Here is a 23,248-nt window from a genome sequence, read left to right as displayed (position 1 = left end):
ATTTAAAAATTAATTTCCAAAATTATAACGCAATGTAAATCCAGATCGGATGTTGGTAAGTGGAAAAGCAGTTGATATAACAGCCTTAGAGAAAGAGTGATCGTAATAAAAAATGGCCGTCAAGTTTTTACTAAATGCATAGTCAGCCTTAACTTTTACGGTCCAAATGTTTTGTCCACCTGCCAACTGATTGTTATTATAATCCAAATAACGCACTATCGTTTCATTATTTCTATACGTAACATCTGCAGAGAGATTGATATCACTTTTTATTACTCCCGTTGGATTATCAGCCAATCTTGATGAAAAAATTACATCTTTAAACCTGTATCCAAGTCCAACAACATATTCAAGTCCCTTAACCTCTGTCAATAAATTGTTATCAAAACTCATTGATAGTGCTCTATCTTTCTTAATTTCAGTAAGTACTTTTAGCGAACTTTTAAGCTCAAAATCCATTCGAACCAAAGGATTGAATTGTTCCACTAAATTGATGTTAGACATAATGGTTTTATTAAAAAAATTGCCACTAGCATCAATACCGTTTGGATCTTTATCATATTCAAAATTAGAACGAAACGCATTAATAGTATAGGAAGCTCTATAATTGTGTAATAATGAAAAGCGTTTAAAGTTCTTCTTAAACGGAGCATAACGCATTAATCCGTTGTATTTTACAGACCAATTTGGCAACGGAAAACTCCTAAAAATACCCAATGAAGCGCCTCCAGCATCATTCCCAGAATAAGCAGCAAGAAAAGCAGGTAACAAAACGGCTTGATTGTTTTTTCCAAAACCTTTAGGAAAACCTTCACCGTCAAGATTTGCAGGATTATTGATATTTATTCCTCTCGCAGTAGCTAATCTATTTGCAATTACAAGTCTGTTTTCTCTAAAATCATCAAATGCTTCTGCCGAATTTTGATCGCTTGTTAAAAAGGAAGTTTTAATTAATACGGTAGAGATTGAAAAAATTCCTGTGCTAAATGGTGATCTAGCATTATACATCCCGTTAGTGACATCATATTGCTCTGAATCATTTTGAGACAATGCTCTGTCAAAGGTTAAATCTATTTTCATATCAGGAAACAAATCCACATTGGCCGTAGCCTTCAAAATTTTATTGTCTACTTGCGTATAATTTTGGTTAAAGTCTGGGTAGTTTGTCAACCATCCCTTTTTTGCTGCTTCAAAACGTATATCATCTTGGCTTCCAAAGATAAACCCTAATGAAGGTCTAGAAGAACCTAGAAAACCTAAACCCGGAGTATAACCTGGTAAAACAGTACCACTATTGTGCGTGTAGTTTACCTGTATATTTTTAACACTTGTAAGTACGCCTAATAATCCATCTACAAAAGGACCTTTTTTAGCTGTGGCTGCAGCAACATTTGTATTTACTATTTTCTCACCCGGTTTTGGCGGACCTGTTTTTGGCTTAGGAGCAGCTTTCGTACTGGTTTTTGAAATACCTAAATATTTATAAAGCGTTTCCATGGTCAAACTTGCATTCAAATTACTTGAACTTGCATTTTGAATTGTATTTCCTAAATTATAATCTTGTCCTCCTATTGAAATTTGTGACAAAGCATTGGAAGTACGCTGCCAGCTGTAATCACCCGTATAAGAATAGGTTGCTTTTATAAAACTAAACAACGGAATCTTGTTAATAGGTAATTCATAATTTACAACCAATTGTTGCATGTGCTGGTTAGGGTCACCCATATCCCAATAACTGTCCCATATTGTAAAACTGTCAATAGGTTCATTATCCTCATTAAGATAACTCTTCACAATATTACTGGAAGAAGCTGTGTAATTTAGCTTTAATGATTTTGTAAGGTTGTAATTAAAACCATATTGATAATTGAATGCAAAATTTCTTCTATACAAAGGATCAAGTCCAATGCCTTCAACCTCAACTTGACGAAATTGTTGACGGTTGTATTGTCTATTGATATTCGTATTAAAAGAAATGGTTGACGGCAAATAATTAAAATTAAAATCGCTCAACATTTTCCAATAATTACTTTTCTTTAAAAACTTTGATTTTTTAAAGGGTTCAACAGGTTTTGGTTTAAAAGTGTAGGCATAATCTACCGCAGAATTAGCATGTTGATCTACATAATCCTCTATTTCAAAATCATGACGTTCTACTTGATTAAAAGACTGAGAAAAAGTGAAATTCTCAGGATCGTACACTCTTTGTTTTTGTTCTGGTTGACGTTCTTTTTTTACTCCAATAAAATTGATGCTTGTTCTTTTTGTATAATCAATTGCTCTGTTTGCAATATTATCTTTCTCTTTTTGATTTGTGGTGTTCTCTAACAATTGTTTCAACTTAATATCTTGGTTGAACGGATCGTACTCTGGAGTGATAGTTTCTTCCCCTACAGAATAGTTGAATGGTAAGTTCACACCCCATTTCTGAGGCAATAGTTTACCTAGATTTACATTGGTTACAATATTGTATTGTTGCGTATCCTCTCTACTTCTCTCATTTGGTCCTTGCTCTAGGGAACCAAAACCTATAGTGGTTTTTCTACCCGATGCAGAAACGGTAGCAAAATCAGCTAGATTAGTGTCAATATTTAAAACGGCAGCCATTCCGCCTTTGTTATCCATATCAGCCAAACGTAATTCATTAAACCAAACCTCACCTTTTATGTCATTTAGAGGATCATTGTTTTTTATTCCCACCATAAGTGTTCGCACCAAACCAAAGTTAGGATTTCCTTTAATCCCTAACTTAAGCGTAGTTGATTTATCTCCATCAGGAAGAGATGCATCAGTATCCGGATAATAAATCCCGTCTAGCGGAAGTGTATTTGGATTTACTTTCATGGCTAAAATTTTCATTCTAGTCAATAATTCAAGAGGTAAGTCTATTTCGTTTTCGGATGGCCAAACTAGTTCTGGACTCAAAGGACCACAATCTGAAGTGTTACCACCAGAGGGTAATGTTACTTTTAATGGAATCTCTATTTGATAAAAATTCTGATTAAAATCGTTTCCAAAACGGATAAAACCTACCATTTGATTGTCGCTTAGTGCAATCTCATTTGGCAGTGATTCAGCATGTAAAAACATTTTCAATTTATTAAATTGTCTCATGTCTATACTTACATTTTTAAAAACTGCTCTAGAATCTTGTGGCTCTAACCCGTCTCCCGAAGCACGTAACGCAAGTGATTGCTCGTTTTGATTGATTACCGTGTTGTTATTGAATAATTGTTCCCTTTGAACCGCTGGTGGTGTTACATAATTTACGGGGCATCGCTCGTTGTTTTCTTGAATATTAACAGCAAGAACATCCAGATTAGTACCGTCATCATCAGGATTAGTATCATTAAAATCAAGTGCATTAGTGTAACGTCTCCATTCTCCGCGCACAAGGTCAAGTGCACCAAAACGTACTGTAACCTCATCATTAAAACCTGTCATAAACATTCTCATAAATCGAATAGATCTAAAATCAGAGATGGAACCTATAACATTTTCAGGCTGAGAAACCGGTATTTTAAACTGCAACCATCTAGCCTCAGTAGTTGAACCATTTGGTAAGGTAACTTGTGTGTTGCGAATATCAGTAATATAATTTTGTCCAATATCCATTCCTGGACGCATATCAACACTGTACTCATAGTAGGCATTGATAGTATTCATGGTATTATCTCTATTGATATCTTCAACATCAGGTACAGTACTAGAACCTCTGTTTGCTGTATTAATATCTACTGGAGAATTATTCTCTACACCATTATAGTTTTTATATCGGTCTATTATTGAACCATTGGCATTCAAATAAAAAGCATAATCATCGGCTGCTGGATCAAGCTCTGATGCAAAATTAGTATAAACAGACCCTTCATTAGAATTTGACAAACCATCAAGACCAATATCCTGATTTTGCCTGTTATTTACATTCGTATCAAATGCATAGATCAAGGATTGTGATGCAGGAACATCTCCCCAAAGTGGCCTTGGATTTACTACAATTTGATCCGGCCCAAGACCATTTTCATATTGTTTCCTTCCATCTTTTAAAATGTCTTCGGAAATTTCACCTAGGTTAAAATAGATCTTTCCTATATTTGATTGTGGGGCTGGGCCATTACCCACATACGGATCTAAAACCCAAAACTGAATGTACTCAACATTTCCTTGCTCAAAATTTGTTGAATTCAAAGAACGCATAATTCCGCCAAAATTTTCAGTAGGATTAGCTCCCACAGCGCTATTGTTATTGTACGGTCCTCGCTCCGATGGGAAATAGGTTAAATCAAGCGTGCTTATTACCTGTGTTTGCCCTTGTGCAATATCAGTTAAGGGATACAATTCCCTACTAAAAACCCTTCTTGTTTTATTGAATGACAAATCAGCATCAGAAACTCCAGGTGGTTTTTGGGTATAAAAAATAGGGTCAATAGCATACCAAGCCAGTTTTGCCCGTTTGAACCCATAGCTTAAATCAGTTGCGCTACCATTAAAATTATAAGTACTTGCTGCTGTTCTTTCTGGTGTTGATGACAAACTCCAAGCCATTGGAGAACGCATGTCAATTGTTGATTGAGACCCTTCAAAGTCATCTACATAAATAGTTGATTCACCTTGAAATTGATCCGCTTTTGGGGTATCCGGTCTTAAAAATGCAACTTCACCTCTTATGGATAAATTAGAGGGTACATCAGTATCTAAATTTGGTAATTTGTTAACAAGACGTGTCAAGAAAGGAACCTGAGTAGAGTAATTTGTATTCAATCCAAAAACAGTATTATTTACAGACTCTTGACCAAAACTTGATTTCTGTGTAAAAGGTCTCTCGGTCATTTTTAAAAATGTTCCCCCTACCACAAAATTATCTGATATTTTATGTTCTACGTTTAAGCCTATGAAACGTCTGGTTTGTTGACCAAAAACAGAATTGTTTTCTAAAGACACTTCTATAGGTGTATTTGAAGCTTGAAGCGATGGGTCAAGAATTTGCACACGCCCAAATTGATAATTAACACTGTAATCTACCCCTTCAACCAAGCGTCTGCCTGCGGCAGTAACTACTACTGATCCCTGTGGAACATTGAAAGCTCCAATAGGAATTCCATCACTTCCGCTAGATTTGTACTTTCCTCTTAACAAAAACTTATTTTTATCACTGTCTTGTAATGCGCCTGCTTGTGTATTGCGGTACATACTTTGAAACACATATTTACGCTGGTTGTCATTATAAGTAGATGGATTCCTGTAATCTTCAATAGCAGTATTAGACAATTTAGAAAATAATAATTCCCCAAAAGGCTCCTTAGTGGTAAACATGATACGACCGTTTTGCGCATCAATAGTCAAATTAGGTAAAAAATCAAAAAAACCATCTCCACCAGCTTGAGGATCATTGTTGAAATTTAATTTATCTAAATTAAAAACTTTTAATAAAGGCGTTTCTGCCACTTTTGAATCGGGATCAGGATTTGCTGGAAATGGAGTTCCTGAAACTTCCGTAATATAATTTAGCGGAGAAGGATCTGTGTACAAAATATTAAATCTAAAATCCTCTTGTTTCAATTGATATCCTCCTTGAATTTGATAGATGTTTTTCATCATCAAGTTCCAAATGGGATTTTTAACATTGGTCAAATTGCTTTTCAGCATTTTCAATATCAAACTTTGAGAAATAATGGCTTGTGTAGCGGGCGTGTTACCTGTAACCACAGTAGCATCAACACCGTCATTACCAAACTCCCCTACTTGATACACTTGGTCCCCAATGGTGTATTGATAAGCCACTGCTAAAACCTCATCATTTGCCAAACGTTGTTGCAAAGAAATAAATCCTAGTTGTGGGTTAAAAGTATACTCATTTGGGTTTAATTTTCGAGCATTTTCCAGTTTAGAATAATCTTGGCCTTCACTTACGGTAGTATTAAAACCCGAATTTGAAGTTGCAATTTCTCTAATATTAGCATTTAATAATCCTGTCCCAGCAGCAATTTGAGCTGGATCATAATCGTTATTAGCATTATTTGAGGGAGTATTAGCTGGAGCATTAAAGATTCCTGTAGATGGGTCTAGCACAACAACTTCATTATCTGGAATACCTGTGATCTGAGCTTCACCAAGATCTTGAAGTGCAATAATATTCCTTAAATTATTATTGGTTGTAGTTACCCTATTTTGTCTATTGGTAACCCAAATTTCGATTCTAGAGATTTGAACTCTACTATCAATAAAAGGATAGTTTGCTAGAGATTTATCATACCTGTCTCTAAAATATTGCGATAAGAAAAAGTGACGGTCACTGTCGTAATCCAAAGCAAACATTTCAAAGTTTTCAATCGTTCCTCCGCCTTGTGCTACTACGCTTTTTGTTTGTGATTTTTGTTCTGAAAATACTCCTGTGAAAGTTGTTTTACCAAATTGCAATTGGGTTTTGAAACCAAATAAACTTTGGGCGCCACGAATGAGAGAACTGTTTAGTGGCATGCTCACATTTCCGACTTCAATTTTTTGAATGATATCGTCCTCAGTGGGTGCGTAATCTAGTTTTATTAAGTTTTGAAATGCAAAAGTAGATTGAGTATCATAATTAGCATTTACATTAAGTCTTGTTCCTACTTTCCCCATCAAACTCATGCTGATTCTTTGATCAAAATCAAAGGAAAGATTAGACCTGTTTCTAGGAGAAAATGAAGGATTATCTTGTTTTGTAAAACGCAAACCTAAATCCATTTCAATAGATCCTGTAGGCTTTACATCAATTGTATTACTACCAAAAATAGATTCAAACAAACCTGATTTAATTACATATCTCGGTAATAAATCTTTTTTTGCTAGTTCACTCCCCTCTTTTTTACCGTCAATTGCATCTACTTTTGTCTTGAAATAGTTGCGCATAGACTCTTTCAAAACTAATTTTTCGTATTCTTTTGGAGTCAATATGATAGGGTAATTGATGGAAAGTCCATCAAAGGAACTTGTGTACACATACCTATCAATAGCTGGATCATACGTATATGACGAGAGTATACTTGGTGGATTTTTAAGTTGTAATTTCCCCACAGAGAAACCCTTACTTACCGTATCTTGAGTTCCCGTTTTAACTTGAGCATGCAATATGTAACCACACAATAGAACAAGCCAAAAAATACAATTTTTATGCATATAACTCCTGTTTCTTAAATCCCTTTTAGAGGTTTTTTAAAGCTTGTTTGATAATAGTTTCAACGGTTGCATCTGGATTTTCTTTGACAATTTTTTCAATAATCTTTTCCGAACTTTTTCGTACAAAACCTAATACTTCCAATGCTGATAACGCTTCATCTCTATTTGTATTGCTTTGAGACATAGAAACTTCATCTAAATCATAAAGTTTCAATACTTTTTCTTTGAGGTCAAGTATCACCCTCTGTGCTGTTTTACTACCTATTCCCTTGATGGATTGAATAGTTACTACATCTGCAGATCCTATCGCATTTGTAATTTGTTTTGGATCAAGTGAGGACAACATTGTTCTAGCAATGCTTGCCCCAATACCTGAAACAGATAATAAGAGTCTGAAAATTTCTCTTTCAGATTTTTCAATAAACCCAAAAAGTGTATGCGCATCTTCTTTAATTTGAAGATGCGTATATACTTTTATAAAATCGGTATTGGGTAATAATGAATATGTATGTAAGGAAATATTTATATGGTAGCCTACGCCCCCACAATCAATAACAATATGTGTTGGCGATTTTTCAACGAGTTTCCCTTGTAAGTGTGCTATCATGATGTATATAAAATAGTTCCAAATATAACAAAATTTGTACACGCATAAATTTCTGATAAAAAATTACGATACAATTTGTTTACAATGCATTAAATTAAACTTGTTTGGCTTTCTTGATAGCTTTTTCTTGTGCATCAATCACTGCAATTGCGGCCATATTTACCATTTCCTCAACACTTGCGCCTAATTGAAAGATGTGTACTGGCTTACCCATTCCCAACATGATCGGTCCTATGGAATCTACTTTGTTAAGTTCTTTCAATAGTTTATACGTAATATTGGCTGATTCTAGATTTGGGAAAACCAAAGTATTTACTTTTTTTCCAGCTAGTTTAGAGAATGGAAACTTCTCTTTTAACATTTCAGGGTTTAAAGCAAAGTCGGCTTGAATTTCTCCATCAATGATCATATCCGGATAATTTTTATGCAAGAAAGCTACTGCTTCGCGCACTTTTGAGGCGTTTTCACTTGATGAAGATCCAAAATTAGAAAACGACACCATAGCTATTACGGGCTCTACTCCAAACATTTTAGCTGTTTTAGCAGTCATGATTGCTATTTTAGCTAAATCATCCGCTGATGGGTTGATGTTTATTGCGGTATCTGATAAAAACATTGGCCCACGAGCCGTCATCATCATATTTGTTGTAGCAACAATTGAAGCTCCCGCCGCTTTATCAATCAGTTGTAACATGGGTTTCACTACTGATGGATAACTTCTAGAATGTCCTGTTACCAGTGCATCGGCTTCATTTTCATTGACCATCATAGCAGCAAAATAATTTCTTTCGCGCATGAGCTTTTGTGCATCAAAAAGTGAAATCCCACGACGCTGTCTTGAAGACCAGTATGTTGAAGCAAATTTATTTCTTCTCGCCTCTTCTTCTTTAATTTTTGGATCAATAATAGGCACATCAGCATCAAAGCCTATTTCTTCTTTGAGTTCCAATATAATTTCTTTGTTTCCTAGTAAAATTGGGAAACCAATACCTTCTTCGTGTACTATTTGAGCTGCTTTTAAAACATCGAGATGATCTGCTTCGGCAAAAACGATGCGTTTTGGATCCATCTTGGCTCTATTGGTAATCAAACGAACCATTTTGTTGTCGTTACCCAAACGATCATTCAATTCTTCTTCGTATTTTTTCCAATCTGTAATAGGGTTTAATGCTACGCCAGACTCCATAGCTGCTTTGGCTACAGCCGGTGCAACAATAGATATCAATCTTGGATCAAAAGGTTTTGGAATGATGTAATCTCTACCAAAATTAAGTTTTGTAGCTCCATAAGCCACATTTACTTGTTCTGGAACAGACTCCTTAGTCAATAAAGCAAGTGCTTTTACTGCAGCCATTTTCATAGCCTCATTGATTTTGGTAGCACGTACATCTAAAGCACCTCTAAAAATGTAAGGAAACCCTAAAACGTTATTAACTTGGTTAGGAAAATCTGATCTTCCTGTGGCCATAATAACATCTTTACGGGTTGCAATTGCTACATTATAATCAATTTCTGGATCCGGATTTGCCATTGCAAACACGATAGGATTATCAGCCATTGCAAGCAACATCTCTGGTGACATTAGTCCGCCAGTAGACAACCCTAGAAAAATATCAGCACCTACTAAAGCCTCGGCAAGAGACATTGAAGGAATGTTTTTTGCATATTTTAATTGCAGTTCAGACAAACTCGGGTTGTCACTTGTCAACAAACCTTTGCTGTTGAACATGAAAATATTCTCAACTTTAACGCCCAATAAAACATATAGATCAGCACAAGCAAGTGCCGCCGATCCTGCTCCTGAAACCACCATTTTTACATCTTCGGCTTTCTTATCAGCAAGTTCAAGCGCATTCAACAATGCAGCTGATGAGATGATAGCTGTACCGTGTTGATCATCATGCATTACAGGAATATTTAACTCCTCTACTAAACGTCTTTCTATTTCAAAAGACTCTGGTGCTTTAATATCCTCAAGATTGATTCCTCCAAAAGTAGGAGCAATATTCTTAACCGTTTGGATGAACTCTTCAATATCTTTAGTTCCTATTTCAATGTCAAAAACATCAATATCTGCAAAAATTTTAAACAACAAACCTTTTCCTTCCATAACTGGTTTTGAGGCTTCGGGACCTATATCCCCTAGACCCAAAACAGCGGTACCGTTTGTAATTACGGCTACTAGATTTCCTTTGGCAGTATATTTGTAAACGTTATTGATATCTTTTGCAATTTCTAAACATGGCTCAGCAACACCTGGAGAATACGCTAATGACAAATCTCTTTGTGTGGCATATTTTTTAGTTGGAACAACTTGAATTTTTCCTGGAGTAGGCTTTGCGTGGTATAATAATGCTTCTCTTCTTTTGTTATTTTTGTCCATTTTTTTGCTTTTATTCTAGATCACAAAGATAGAAGACTTGGTTTAAAAAGTCAGCTTTTATACTATTCTTTTCCAATTTTGGGCTAATTTATTAACTTAGAAACAAAAATAGCCGCATTTAAATGCAGCTATTTCTTTATTATAAAATATTAATTTACTGAGTAATATAAGTGTTTAAATGTTGAATAGTATCTTTTTGCAACTCTATTATTGCTTTTACAACATCACTTATGGATATAATTCCTATTACAATATCATTCTCTAAAACGGGCAGGTGACGCACTCTTTTTGTACTCATTAATTCCATACAAAAATCCAAATTATCTGTTGGTTTTACGGTCACCACATTCGTCTCCATAATTTCATGAACCAATGTTTTCTTTGAGGATTTAGCTTTTAAAACAATTTTCCTTGCATAATCCCGCTCTGATAAAACTCCTTTTAGTTCTGTATCTTCAATAATGAGGATGGCTCCAATGTTTTTTTCACTCATAATGGTCAGAGCTTCGTAGACTGTATGGGTTGATAGTATAGAGAATACCTCTTTCCCCTTTGTGCTTAAAATTTGGTTTACTGTCATAATCAATTCATTTAGTGAATGATAAAGTTATAAAAAATAAACATAAAAGGATATAATTTGCAATAAGAATATCTTTAGGCAGTTAGCTACTCTAATTCTATAAATGAACCAATATCAATATTAGTAGGAAGTCTGCCAACATTTTGCAATTTCAGAACTGCAAGTTTTTGAGCTATAGTAATAGTATCATTAAAATTTTTATTCAAAAGCTGCGCATATAAAAAGCCTGTCCAAAATGCATCACCTGCACCCGTGGCATCTTTTATCTCTAGAACTGGAATTGATTCTTGATGAAAAAGTCCAAACTCTTTGTCAGACAAAACCACTCCTTCTTTTCCTTTTGTCAAGCAAATGGTTGAAGCACCTAGGTTATGAAAATATTCAAAAATAAAATCTTCGGTTTTTGCTTCTGAAAACAGCCTGTAGCAATCATCTTCACTTAGTTTTACTAATGGATCCGTTGCTAAATACTGTTTCAACACCGATTTAGCTTCCTCTCTATCCTTCCAAATTCGTTCCGAAAAATTAATATCGATACTTGTCTTTAGTCCCAATTGCTTCGCTCTTTTAGCACTTTCAAGAATGGTGGTACGAGCAGGTTCTTTACTTAATGCAAAACAAGTTGTATGAAAAATTTTAGCACTTTCAAGTAAATCATCTGTAATCTGGCTCGGGTCAATTTGAGAGTCAGCTTCTCTAAAAGGAATAAAATCAGGAGTTCCCGTAGATTTAGAAACAAATATTACCGAAGTTGGCTTATCATCAATTTTTTTAACATAGGACGTAATAACATTATTAGCCTTTAACTTACGAACGATATACTCTCCTAATCCATCTTGACCACAAGTGGCTACTAAAGCTGATTTCAAGCCTAATCTTGTTGCATTAACAGCAACATTTGTAGGGGATCCACCTAAAAATCGATGAAAATCTTTAGTTCTATTTATTGAAGTGTCAATTTGATGACCTATAAAATCAATTACAACTTCCCCAATACAAATTATATCAATAGATTTTTTCATTTTTTTAAACTAAATATTTAAAATCACTGTAAATACTTTGATGCAACATTACAGTTGCAGCTGCGCTCCATGTGCAATATAAAACTCCATTAGGCAATTGGGTTTTACTATTGAAATTTTCGTAAAAACTATAATTATCAATTTTATTAATAGCATTTATAGCTTGAAGTATTTCTATAGCTTCTTCTTTTTTTGCTGAAGATAATAAGGCGAGTCCATAAAAACCATTAACCATAGACCAACTTCCACCATTATGAAATTCGTTTGGAAAGTTCCTAAATTCGAATTTATAATTATTTTTAAGCAAGTTCCAGTCAGGGTCATTCTCTTTTATTGGTGGCCAGAAAGCAGGCAGCAACTTTAATGGCATTTTGTTTTTCAAGCTTAATGAATACGACACTACATCTTCTTGAAGTGCAGGTGTTCCAATCTTTAAGAGTAGTACTAAGGAATTAGCAAAAGCATCAAACTGCATCTTATAACCTGCTGGCGAAAACGAACAAGGCATGAATTTTTGAATATTAGCTTCCATATATGCCCTTTCATGGTATTTCTCTCCTACTGAATCAGGACAAAAATTAATTACTAACTGTTGCGTTATTTGTTCAATTTTACTTGCTATCAAATCACTTTTACTAAAATAATTATAACTTTTAAGAGCCCATACTCTCAATAATTGATCATATAGCACATAACCATCCGTTATGTATTCATCCGCCCAATTTCCTGAAAGAGGAACATAAAGCAAATGTTTATTATTAAATTCCCAAGCTTCTAAAAGCTGCAAACACTTTTGAATATTACTCTCATATTTTTGAATGAATGCGTGATCCTTTTTATAAAAAGCGTATTGACAAACACCTATAATAAACCAAGTCACTGCATCAACTCTACCTGCTAAACCTCCATAGCTCACTTCTACAACATCGCCATCTATCATTACATTTGAAGGAATTGTACCGTTATGATGCTGATTATTTGCTAATGTTTCTAATGTATCAGCAAAGGTCTCAATCAATTTTTCATCGGCAGAGGCTAATGCTGCTAAACCACAAATAACTCCATCTCTAGCCCAAACTCTTTTGTAATTTGAAATGTTTTGTGCACTCGCTAAAAACCCTTCTTTAGACGAAGCATTATGTAATAATTCAATTGCTTTTTTATAATCTATATTTTCCATTATACTATAGCTTCTTTTCGGTTTTTAACAGTTATAAAAAGAGTGAAAACTGCACCTAAAATTAAAAAGACACCTGCTAGTTTAATCACATTCAATGGATTTCTTCCTAATAAGTCATACACAAAGTATTGCATGGTCAAGACTTGAATAGCCATTGGTATAACAATAAACATGTTGAAAATTCCCATATAGATACCCGTTTTATCTTTTGGAATAGAACCAGCCAAAAGCTGATAAGGCATAGCCATCATAGAAGCCCAAGAAATTCCTAAACCAAATGAGTATAAAAAGATGGTTGTTACGGCTACGTTTTCTCCAAACGGATTGTGCATTACAAATAGAACATCTACATTGTTTAAAAATGGAATACTCAATAAACCTATTCCGCCCAATAATAAAGCGAAAAAATGAACTCCTTTTGCACCGATTTTAAGTGCTAATGGAACCAATAAAAAAGCAACCATAAAACAAATGATATTATAGGTTCCATTTAAGCTGCCAGTCAACAATTGAGCTTGAGAAAACCCTTGTGATGCTTGGTCTGTAGTCTTAAAAATTGAAATTGAAAGTGTAGATGTGATGTATTGCCAATAACAAAACATGGCATACCAAGTAAAAAATTTAACCGGTATTAATTGTTTCATTGTTAAGGGCATTGTTTTGAAAGCCTTTACAATGTCTACTAAAACCGTATTAAAAATATTTTGTTTTTTCTTCTCAATAATCAATGCTAACTCCTCGTCAGTAGGCGGGTATTCTTTTGTTGTAAAAACTGAAATCAGAACCGATGTAATAGAAGCAAATGCTCCAATGAAAAAAGCCCAATAAGTATAGGTTGGAATTCCATTTGATAATTTATCCGTAATTGCTAAAATCCCTAATGCCACTAAAATAGCAGGGGTAAAATTAGCCAATGTTATACCTAATCCTGTAAAGAAACTTTGCATCAAAAAACCTAATGATTGTTGTTTTTGATCTAATTTGTCAGCTACAAAGGCACGATATGGCTCCATGGCCAAATTATTTGCAGCATCTAAAATCCACAGCAAACTTGCTGCCATAAAAATAGAATTAGAAAAAGGCATAACTAATAATGCCAAACTAGATAGTAAGGCTCCAATAAGGAAAAATGGTTTTCGACGACCAAATTTTGGTGACCACGTGCCGTCACTAATCGCCCCAACAATTGGCTGAATTATCAAACCGGTAATAGGACCAGCAAGCCATAACATCGGTAAACTGCCTTCATCAGCTCCTAGATATTTATAAATTGCACTCATGTTACTTTGTTGCAACCCAAAACTGAATTGAATTCCAAAGAACCCAAAATTCATGTTCCATATTTGCCAAAAATTAAGTTTTACCTTTTTAAACATGCTCCTATTCTTTTTTTAAATTAAAAAAAACAACTCCTACATTGAAAAATATAGGAATTGTCTAATCACTAATTAATCATGAAACATTTCATTAAAATCTATATGACAAAGCCATAGAAATTGATCTTCCAGTCAATGACCTTGCTCTTACATAGTTTACTGTATTCTCAGTTATACTTCCTTCTTCTGCCTCTGTAATTGCTAACGAGTTAAAAATGTTATTACCAGATAGATTCACTGATAAACCTTTTGTCAAACCAACTTCTACAAAACCATTTACAATTACAAAACCATTCATTACAAGTTGATTTGAGTCTTGAGCAAAAGCTTTAGTCTGACCAATAAAACTTAGACCTAAAGTATTTTTCTTATCCATAAATTTAAACGTTGGCATTACACCATACATCAATTTAGGCTGTCTTCTTGGCTCATTTCCTTTATCTGCACCTGATGTTATTTCTGCTTTAGTATACGTCATTGACCCTCTAAGGTTCAAATTGTCTGATAAATCATACGCTGACTCTAATTCTAAACCTAAAGATTTGTAATTATTTTGTCTAATCACATTTGCACCAGCCTCATAACCTGCTTGCTCATCAGTTTTAGAACTAAAAGCTGTTGCATAAACATATCCTTTATTAAATTTTTGTTTGTATCCAATTTCTGATTGCATTAAAAAATCCAAAGCGTTGATTTTATCTCCATCTAAATAATCCAAGCCATTAAATAAAATTCTATCAGCCTTTGCAGATGCTCCTCTACTAACTCTAGCAAATAATGATTGTTTCGCATTTAACAAATAGTTCCCTCCTAACGTGTATGAAAAATAGTCGTAAGTATAATTAACTGGTGTATCATTTGCAGTATTCACAGCAAAGACATTGTTCTCCGGTGCTGATAATATTCCGTCATTATTGATATCGTAACTTGTTGCTGTCCCGCCTGTAAAAGAACCTGTAACTTTTCCGTTATCATATCTCACCCCACCTTCAAAAGATAGGTTTTTAGATAAATCAAATGAAACATTTACGTAAGGTGCAGATACGTTATACTGCGTATCGTAATTTCTGGCTAAATTACCCCAAGCAGGAGTTCCATAAGCATAGAGTCCGTTTTCAGATAATAGATTTCCGTTAACATCCTTTACATTAATTAAACGCGGATTATTGTCTGATACTTCTTGTAAGTAAGAGTTCCATAACCAAGACATTGAAACATTTTGCATCGATTTGAAAAATCCAAAAGTGACACCTAAATTATCTATTTTCTTTGTCAATCTCAAATCATTCATAAAATTACTCATGTCGTTCAACTGTGTGTCAAACATATGAACTCTAGCAACTAATCCATTTGGAGTATTAAAAACTGTCCCATCATTTGCATAACTTAGCGTAGAACCTGCACCAAAAGAATTTGCAATAGCTGATGCCGTTCCTAATTCAGCAGGAAAAGGAGATATAAAGCCACCACTGTTAGCAGAGTAACGTAAATTGTCCGAAACTTTCCAATTATTATCTAAATCAAAAGTAGCATTTGCACCTATGGATTTTGAAATAGGGTGCATTCCATTAGCAACTTTTTCTCTTCTTACATTTCCTTCTGTCCCAAGTCCTACATTATGATTTAAATAAATAGATTGCATGGCACCTCTTGTAGCATCATAGCCATCTACGCTCGTCCACTTTGGATTAGCATTTGTTCCAGAAACCTGAACAGGCATTGGCATATATGCTACTGCTCTATCATTTAAAAATTTAGCATAAACTGTTACTGATCCTTTTTCAAACTCTTTTGTAATATTGAATTTTACTTGGCCACCATTATTGCTATTAAATCCTGTTTTTCTAACGCCTTCACCAGTTCTATAAAAACCACCTACATGAAAATACAATCCATCACCTATTTTAGCTCCATAATCAATATCTGTTCTGAAATTTTCATAATCTAGTCCAAAAGTAGTACTCATAGTTCCTCCTTCAGTTTTCCCAGTTTTACTAATGAAATTGATAATTCCTCCAGGAGAATTAGAAGACAATGTTGAAGCTGAACCTCCACGAATAGCCTCAATTCTTGCCACATTACCATCAAATCTTGTAAAGATATCAGCCGTTGCAAAAGCAATATCTCCAAATAATAATACCGGAAGGCCATCTTCTTGAATTTGCAAATATTTAGAACCTCCAGATGATATTGGCACACCACGAACTGATATATTAGAATTTCCTTCTCCTCCAGATGATTCTGAGCGTATACCTGGAATTGTTCTAAAAATCTCAGCAGTAGATCTTGGTGCAGACTGCTCTATTTCTTTTGTATTTATTGAAGTAATAGAAACACTAGATTTAATTTTTGTTCTAGGATTAACTACACCTGTAATAATAACATCATCTAGCACATTATTATCTTCGGTTAAAGTTATATTCTTAATTACATTTCCATTTACTTCAATTTTAAACATAACATTTTTATATCCAATGTATGAAGCAATAAAATCAAAAGTTCCATTTTTAAGATTTGAAAAATTATATTTTCCATCGATATCTGTAACAACTGACTTTGAGGAATCTTTAATTAAAATATTAACACCTGGTATTGGTGCTCCATTAACATCCGAAACAACTCCTGTAACGGTCGAATTTTGCGCAAAAGAAAGATTAAATAGTAGTAATGCTACAATAACCCCTATTTTCCTGATGAATGAAATAGACTTTTTCATGGTTTTAAAATAAATTAGTTAATAAATTTTAGTTGGTTTAATTATCAAATGTATAATTATAAAGAAATAAAATAACGAATCACACAAACGAAAACGTTTTCGAATTACCGAAAACGTTTTCGATTTGATATAAAAAAATATTTCACCATATTTGTTTAATGAAAGAAGCTACTCTTAAAGAAATTGCAGAAAAATTGGGCATATCCATTACCACTGTTTCTAAGGCATTAAAAGACTATCCAGATGTTAGTTTAAAGACAAAAGAAGCGGTTATTTCATTAGCAAAAGAACTCAACTACAGTCCAAATTCTTTCGCTGTCAACCTAAGAACAAAAGAATCAAAAACCATTGGCTTAATTATTCCCGAAATCGTTCATCATTTCTTTTCAAATGTTATAAACGGGATTGTTGCTGAGGCTGAAAAAAATGGCTATCTAGTCATCATTCTGCAGTCAAATGAATCATTAGAATTAGAAAAAAAACAAGTTGCCTTACTACTTAATAAAAGAGTAGACGGAATTATCATCTCACTATCTAATGAATCTAATGATGATAGCCATCTCAAGGAAATTATAACACGCAAGATTCCGTTTGTACAATTTGACAAAATTGCAAAATTGATACACAGTTCAAAGGTTGTTATTAATGATCAAATTGCGGCTAGAAATGCAGTTCAACATTTAATAGACAACGGCTATAGAAAAATTGCACACATCAGAGGGCCTTTAAATCCTCAAAATGCCATTGATCGTTTTATTGGTTATAAAAAAGCATTAGAAATAAACAACATCCCCTTTGATCCTTCTTTAGTGTATACTTGTGAAAAAGTAACTTTTCAAGAAGGAATAGATTTCGCAAAACAAATTATGGCTGACCATCCTGATGTTGAAGGAATATTTGCCATTACAGATCTTGTTGCTGTAGGAGTACTTTCTTATTTTAATGATAAAGGAATTAAAATTCCAGAACAAGTTGCCGTTATAGGCTTCAGTAATTGGTTCATGTCTCAAGTGCTAACCCCTAAACTTAGTACAGTTGATCAACCTAGTCATGAAATGGGAGTAACATCTTTTAAATTATTATTAGAAGAAATGAATTGCCACAAAAAAGAAATTCCTTTTTCGCCTAGAACTATTGAACTCGAAACAAAAGTTATTGCAAGAGAGTCTACTTTTAAAAAAAATAATATCTAATATAAAAAATCAATATTTCTTTTTATTCCTTCAAACTTTGTACGTTTAATAGGAGAATTTTTAAAAACAACTTTAAATGTTTCTTCTGTTATTTCTATCCAGTCTTTTTTAGACATCGCCAATACATCTGGATTTGGATTAAAAAGAGGTTCACTATGTGGCTTTGAAAATTTATTCCAAGGACAAACGTCTTGACACACATCACAACCAAAAGCCCAGTCATTAAACATTCCTTTAAACTCCGTCGGGATATTCTCTTTTAATTCAATTGTAAAATAGGATATACATTTACTTCCATCAACTACATAAGGAGCTACAATAGCATTAGTGGGACAACTATCAATACATGCAGTGCAGGCACCACAATGATCTGTAGTGGGCGAATCATACTCTAATTCTAAATCTATTATTAACTCGGCAATGAAATAAAAGGAACCTACTTTTTTAGTCAATAGGTTACTGTTTTTTCCTATCCAACCTAAGCCACTTTTAGCAGCCCATGCTTTATCTAAAACTGGAGCTGAATCTACAAAAGCACGCCCAGAAACGGCACCAATATTAGTTTGAATAGAATGGATAAGTTCTCTCAATTTTCCCTTTATGACGTCATGGTAATCAATACCATAGGCATACTTCGAAATTTTAAAACTCTCTTGGTTTTGAAATTCACTAGGATAATAGTTAAGCAATAATGAGACAACACTTTTTGAATCTTCAACAAGAAGAGTAGGATCTAATCTTTTATCAAAATTATTTTCCATGTAAGCCATCTTTCCATGATGGTTTAAATTTAGCCATTTTTCAAGACGTGGAGCTTCTGTCTCTAGAAACTCAGCTTTAGAAATACCGCAGGACATGAAACCAAGTCTAGAAGCCTCATCCTTAATAAAATTTGTATAATTCGATCTAGTTTGAATAATTGTATTTTTAAAGAATTCTAAAATAAACCACCCTGAATATTTGTTTTAATTTTACCTAAATGCCTATACGCTTTATCAGTAACCTCTCTACCTCTTGGAGTCCTCATAATGAAACCTTCTTGAATTAAAAAAGGTTCATAAACCTCCTCAATAGTTTCACTACTCTCTGAAACTGCAGTTGCCAGAGTACTCAAACCAACAGGACCTCCTTTAAATTTATCAATAATGGTATTCAAAATTTTATTATCCATTTCATCTAAACCAAAAGCATCAACATTCAATGCTTTTAAAGCATAACGAGCTATTTCTATATCAATAGAACCATTTCCTTTAATTTGAGCAAAATCACGTACACGTCTCAGCAATGCATTAGCTATACGGGGTGTACCTCTACTCCTACCTGCAATTTCAATAGCCGCTTCCATAGAAATTTGCATTTTAAAAATTGCAGCACTTCTTTCAACTATAGTAGTAAGCAATTCTGTAGTGTAATATTGCAAACGAGAGGATATTCCAAATCTAGCCCTCATAGGTGCCGTAAGCAGCCCAGAACGGGTAGTTGCACCAATAAGGGTAAAAGGATTCAAATTGATCTGTACCGTGCGCGCATTGGGCCCAGATTCAATCATAATGTCAATTTTAAAATCTTCCATTGCAGAGTATAAATACTCTTCAACAATTGGAGAAAGCCTGTGAATTTCGTCGATAAAAAGTACATCACGCTCCTCTAGATTTGTAAGCAAACCAGCAAGGTCTCCTGGCTTATCAAGTACAGGTCCAGAAGTTATTTTTATACCAACTTGAAGTTCATTAGCAAGTATATTGGCAAGAGTAGTTTTACCAAGTCCCGGAGGACCGTGAAAAAGAGTGTGATCAAGAGCTTCATTTCTTTGGTTGGCTGCTTGTACAAAAACCTTTAGATTTTCTAAAACTTGATCTTGTCCAGCAAAATCATCAAAGGATAAAGGGCGAAGCTTCCTTTCGATATCGAAATCTTCAATATTATAATTATTTGCAGTAGGATCTAGATTCTCATTCATAATACAAAGATAATAAAGAGGACCATTGAGAATACACTTCACCAAATAAAATGAACAAAAAAAAGCCCCTACAGAGTAGAGGCTTAAATTTTAGTGATGAAGAACCTGTTCTCCAGGTTTCATTGGTACATTCTGTGGTACGAAATCCTCTTCATGATTAGGATTACTGTAGTCATACGGCCAACGGTGTACTTCAGGAATCTCACCTGGCCAGTTACCGTGGATATGTTCAACTGGAGCAGTCCATTCTAATGTATTAGATTTCCATGGATTCATTACAGATTTTTTACCGTAAAAAATACTACTGAAAAAATTGTATAGGAAAATCAATTGAAAAGCACCACCTATAAGAGCAAACGTTGTTATTAAAACATTCACATTTTGTAAGTCATCAAATAAAGGGAAGTTAGTATTAGTATAATAACGTCTTGGTAAACCAGCTAAACCGATAAAATGCATAGGAAAAAATACACCATAAGCACAAATAGCAGTAACCCAGAAGTGAATATAACCTAAGTTCTTATTCAACATTCTTCCAAACATTCTTGGAAACCAATGGTAAATACCTGCAAACATTCCATAAAGAGCACTAATACCCATTACTAAGTGAAAGTGAGCTACTACAAAGTAAGTATCGTGCACGTTAATATCTAGCGTACTATCTCCTAAAATAATACCAGTTAAACCACCAGTAATAAAAGTTGACACCAACCCTATTGAAAATAACATAGCAGGATTAAGCTGTAAGTTACCTTTCCACAAGGTAGTAATATAATTAAATGCCTTAACAGCAGATGGAATTGCAATCAAAAGAGTTGTAAAAGTAAACACAGAACCTAGGAAAGGATTCATTCCTGAGATAAACATGTGGTGACCCCAAACTATTGTTGATAAAAAAGCAATTGCAAGAATTGACATAATCATCGCTCTGTAACCAAAAATTGGTTTACGCGAATTTGTTGCAATAACTTCAGATGTAATACCTAAAGCAGGTAATAATACAATATAAACTTCAGGATGTCCTAAGAACCAAAACAAGTGTTCAAATAAAACAGGAGAACCTCCTTGATAATGCAATACTTCACCAGCAATGTATATATCAGATAAGAAGAAAGAAGTACCGAAACTTCTATCAAAAATCAACAACAAAGCAGCTGACAAAAGTACTGGAAAGGAAACAATACCAATAATAGCAGTAACAAAGAATGCCCAGATAGTCAAAGGCAACCTTGTCATAGTCATTCCTTTAGTTCTTAAGTTAATAACCGTAACAACATAATTTAAAGACCCCATCAAAGAAGAAGCAATAAACAATGCCATAGAAACTAACCAAAGTGTCATACCCATGCCAGAACCAGGAATAGCTTGTGGTAAAGCACTCAATGGAGGATAAATTGTCCATCCAGATGATGCTGGACCAGCTTCAACAAACAAAGAAGAAATCATTACAATACTAGAAACAAAAAACAACCAGTATGAAACCATGTTCATGAAACCAGATGCCATATCTCTAGCACCAATTTGAAGTGGTATAAGAAGGTTACTAAAAGTCCCACTTAACGCGGCGGTTAGTACAAAGAAAACCATTATGGTTCCGTGTATGGTAACAAGAGCTAGGTAAATATCATTTGCCATAACTCCATTAGGAGCAAATTTATCACCTAATAAAATATTAAATATTTTAAAAGATTCTTCTGGCCATGCTAGTTGCATTCTAAATAACATCGACATACCAACACCAATGATACCCATGATAATACCTGTTATCAAGTACTGCTTAGCAATCATTTTGTGATCTATACTAAAAATATATTTAGTAATAAAAGTGTCTTTGTGGTGGTGTTCGTGTTCGTGATCTATAGCGTGATCGTGACCTTCTGCTGACATATATTTATACTTTAAATTTTCTTAATAATTATTTAGCTGCCATTACAGCAACATCATCTTTTTTTGCACTACTACTGTCAACTGATTTTGTATCACCAGTTGCAGCTGGAGCAGCTAATGAAGCTTTAACTTCATTTACTACTGTTGCTTTATCTTTTAACCAAGCTTGATAATCTTCTGGAGTATCAACAATAATTTTCATTTGCATATTGTAATGTGATGCACCACAAATTTTATTACACAATAAAAGATAATCAAAAGTGTAGGGATCAAGAGCTGGTTCACCTTTAGCAACTAATGCCTCACTTTTCTTTGCTCTTAAAGCATTAATATTAGCAACTTTTTCAACCATAAAAGGCAATTCTCTATACTCAGAAGTCGTATAAATAGGCTCAAAAGCAAATTGTGTAACCATACCAGGCACGCAGTTCATTTGAGCTCTAAAATGTGGCATGTAAGCAGAGTGCAGCACATCTTGAGATCTCATTTTAAAAAGAATTTTTTTCCCCTTAGGAATATGTAATTCAGTAACTACAATATCATCTTGTGAATAAGGATCTGCTAAGTCTATACCTACAGCATTTACGCCTTCAATATATCGAACATTAGCTTTCCCAAGAACGTTATCTTCACCTGAATATCTTGCTTTCCAGTTAAATTGCTGTGCATAAAGCTCAATAACAACTGTATCTTCGTCTTCATCAACAAACATTATATTTGTCCACGCATACAATCCATACAAAATTAAACCAGCAAGTACTACGGCTGGAATTATACTCCATACAGCCTCTAACTTATTATTATCAGCAAAAAACAAAGCTTTTTGACCTTCTTTACCCCTGTATTTAAAAGCAAAATAATGAACTAAAACCTGTGTAATAGCTTGAACAATAAAAATAAGTATCCAAGTAATGTTCATTAAATTATCAACTTGACCACCATGTGCTGAAGCAGGAGTATGCAGTACTAAAGGACCCCATTTTATTAAACCGTAAATGGTGAAAATATAGATAAAAGCTAAGAAACCAAACATTAAATAACCTTGAATATTGTTATCGTTATCAGTTGCGATTTCTGTATTATCTGAAGTAGATCCAACTTGCGTTAGGTCGAAGATTTTAGTCAATTGCCATAAAGCAATAGCTAATAAAACTAAAACTATAATTACTAACAAACTTGTCATCTGTTT

At 34.1% G+C, this 23,248-nt stretch carries 13 protein-coding genes; 1 reads left to right on the top strand and 12 read right to left on the bottom strand.

Annotated elements, in window-relative coordinates; translation table 11 throughout:
- Positions 1-9: 9 nt before the first annotated feature.
- The 8 genes from sprA to DNC80_RS07915 form a co-directional block, all read right to left on the bottom strand.
- The gene (sprA, locus tag DNC80_RS07950; RefSeq protein WP_182650656.1) at positions 10-7,155 is read right to left on the bottom strand and encodes a cell surface protein SprA; all 7,146 of its coding nucleotides are present in this window, start codon (positions 7,153-7,155) and stop codon (positions 10-12) included.
- A 25-nt stretch (positions 7,156-7,180) separates the two neighbouring features.
- Positions 7,181-7,762: a Holliday junction branch migration protein RuvA gene (gene ruvA / locus DNC80_RS07945; RefSeq protein WP_182650654.1), complete on the bottom strand. Its 582-nt coding sequence runs from the start codon at positions 7,760-7,762 to the stop codon at positions 7,181-7,183.
- A 94-nt stretch (positions 7,763-7,856) separates the two neighbouring features.
- Positions 7,857-10,145 (bottom strand): NADP-dependent malic enzyme, encoded by a 2,289-nt coding sequence (locus DNC80_RS07940; protein WP_182650652.1) that lies wholly within the window; start codon positions 10,143-10,145, stop codon positions 7,857-7,859.
- Between the two features lie 154 nt (positions 10,146-10,299).
- Entirely contained in the window at positions 10,300-10,725 is a 426-nt protein-coding gene (locus tag DNC80_RS07935; protein ID WP_144889552.1) for a CBS domain-containing protein, read from the bottom strand.
- An 86-nt stretch (positions 10,726-10,811) separates the two neighbouring features.
- Positions 10,812-11,747 (bottom strand): carbohydrate kinase family protein, encoded by a 936-nt coding sequence (locus DNC80_RS07930; protein WP_182650650.1) that lies wholly within the window; start codon positions 11,745-11,747, stop codon positions 10,812-10,814.
- Between the two features lie 4 nt (positions 11,748-11,751).
- On the bottom strand, positions 11,752-12,927 hold the full coding sequence (locus tag DNC80_RS07925) for a glycoside hydrolase 100 family protein (RefSeq protein WP_182650648.1): 1,176 nt from the start codon (positions 12,925-12,927) through the stop codon (positions 11,752-11,754).
- A complete protein-coding gene (locus tag DNC80_RS07920) occupies positions 12,927-14,303 on the bottom strand; it encodes an MFS transporter (RefSeq protein ID WP_182650646.1) in 1,377 nt (458 codons plus the stop codon). The genes DNC80_RS07925 and DNC80_RS07920 overlap by 1 nt, the downstream gene beginning before the upstream one ends.
- 91 nt (positions 14,304-14,394) lie before the next feature.
- Positions 14,395-17,019, bottom strand: a complete 2,625-nt coding sequence (locus DNC80_RS07915; RefSeq protein ID WP_182650644.1) for a TonB-dependent receptor domain-containing protein — start codon at positions 17,017-17,019, stop codon at positions 14,395-14,397.
- A gap of 158 nt (positions 17,020-17,177) precedes the next feature.
- Between DNC80_RS07915 and DNC80_RS07910 the strand changes: the two genes are divergently transcribed.
- Complete coding sequence (locus DNC80_RS07910; protein ID WP_182650643.1) at positions 17,178-18,212, top strand: LacI family DNA-binding transcriptional regulator; 1,035 nt, start codon at positions 17,178-17,180, stop codon at positions 18,210-18,212.
- Here DNC80_RS07910 and queG read toward each other — a convergent pair.
- The 4 genes from queG to DNC80_RS07890 all read right to left on the bottom strand — a co-directional run bounded on the left by queG (position 18,209) and on the right by DNC80_RS07890 (position 23,242).
- On the bottom strand, positions 18,209-19,129 hold the full coding sequence (gene queG, locus DNC80_RS07905) for a tRNA epoxyqueuosine(34) reductase QueG (RefSeq protein ID WP_167496924.1): 921 nt from the start codon (positions 19,127-19,129) through the stop codon (positions 18,209-18,211). The two genes, DNC80_RS07910 and queG, sit on opposite strands and share 4 nt — an antisense overlap.
- Positions 19,130-19,149: 20 nt before the next feature.
- Entirely contained in the window at positions 19,150-20,172 is a 1,023-nt protein-coding gene (gene ruvB / locus DNC80_RS07900; RefSeq protein WP_182650641.1) for a Holliday junction branch migration DNA helicase RuvB, read from the bottom strand.
- Between the two features lie 90 nt (positions 20,173-20,262).
- Positions 20,263-22,059 (bottom strand): cbb3-type cytochrome c oxidase subunit I, encoded by a 1,797-nt coding sequence (locus tag DNC80_RS07895; protein ID WP_182650639.1) that lies wholly within the window; start codon positions 22,057-22,059, stop codon positions 20,263-20,265.
- A gap of 28 nt (positions 22,060-22,087) precedes the next feature.
- Positions 22,088-23,242: a cytochrome c oxidase subunit II gene (locus DNC80_RS07890; RefSeq protein ID WP_182650637.1), complete on the bottom strand. Its 1,155-nt coding sequence runs from the start codon at positions 23,240-23,242 to the stop codon at positions 22,088-22,090.
- Positions 23,243-23,248: the final 6 nt, after the last annotated feature.

The organism is Flavobacterium sp. SOK18b, from assembly GCF_014156605.1.
GTDB classification, from domain to species: domain Bacteria; phylum Bacteroidota; class Bacteroidia; order Flavobacteriales; family Flavobacteriaceae; genus Flavobacterium; species Flavobacterium tiangeerense.
Note: the sequence above shows the minus strand (reverse complement) of the source record. Positions and strands in the feature narration are given on the sequence as shown.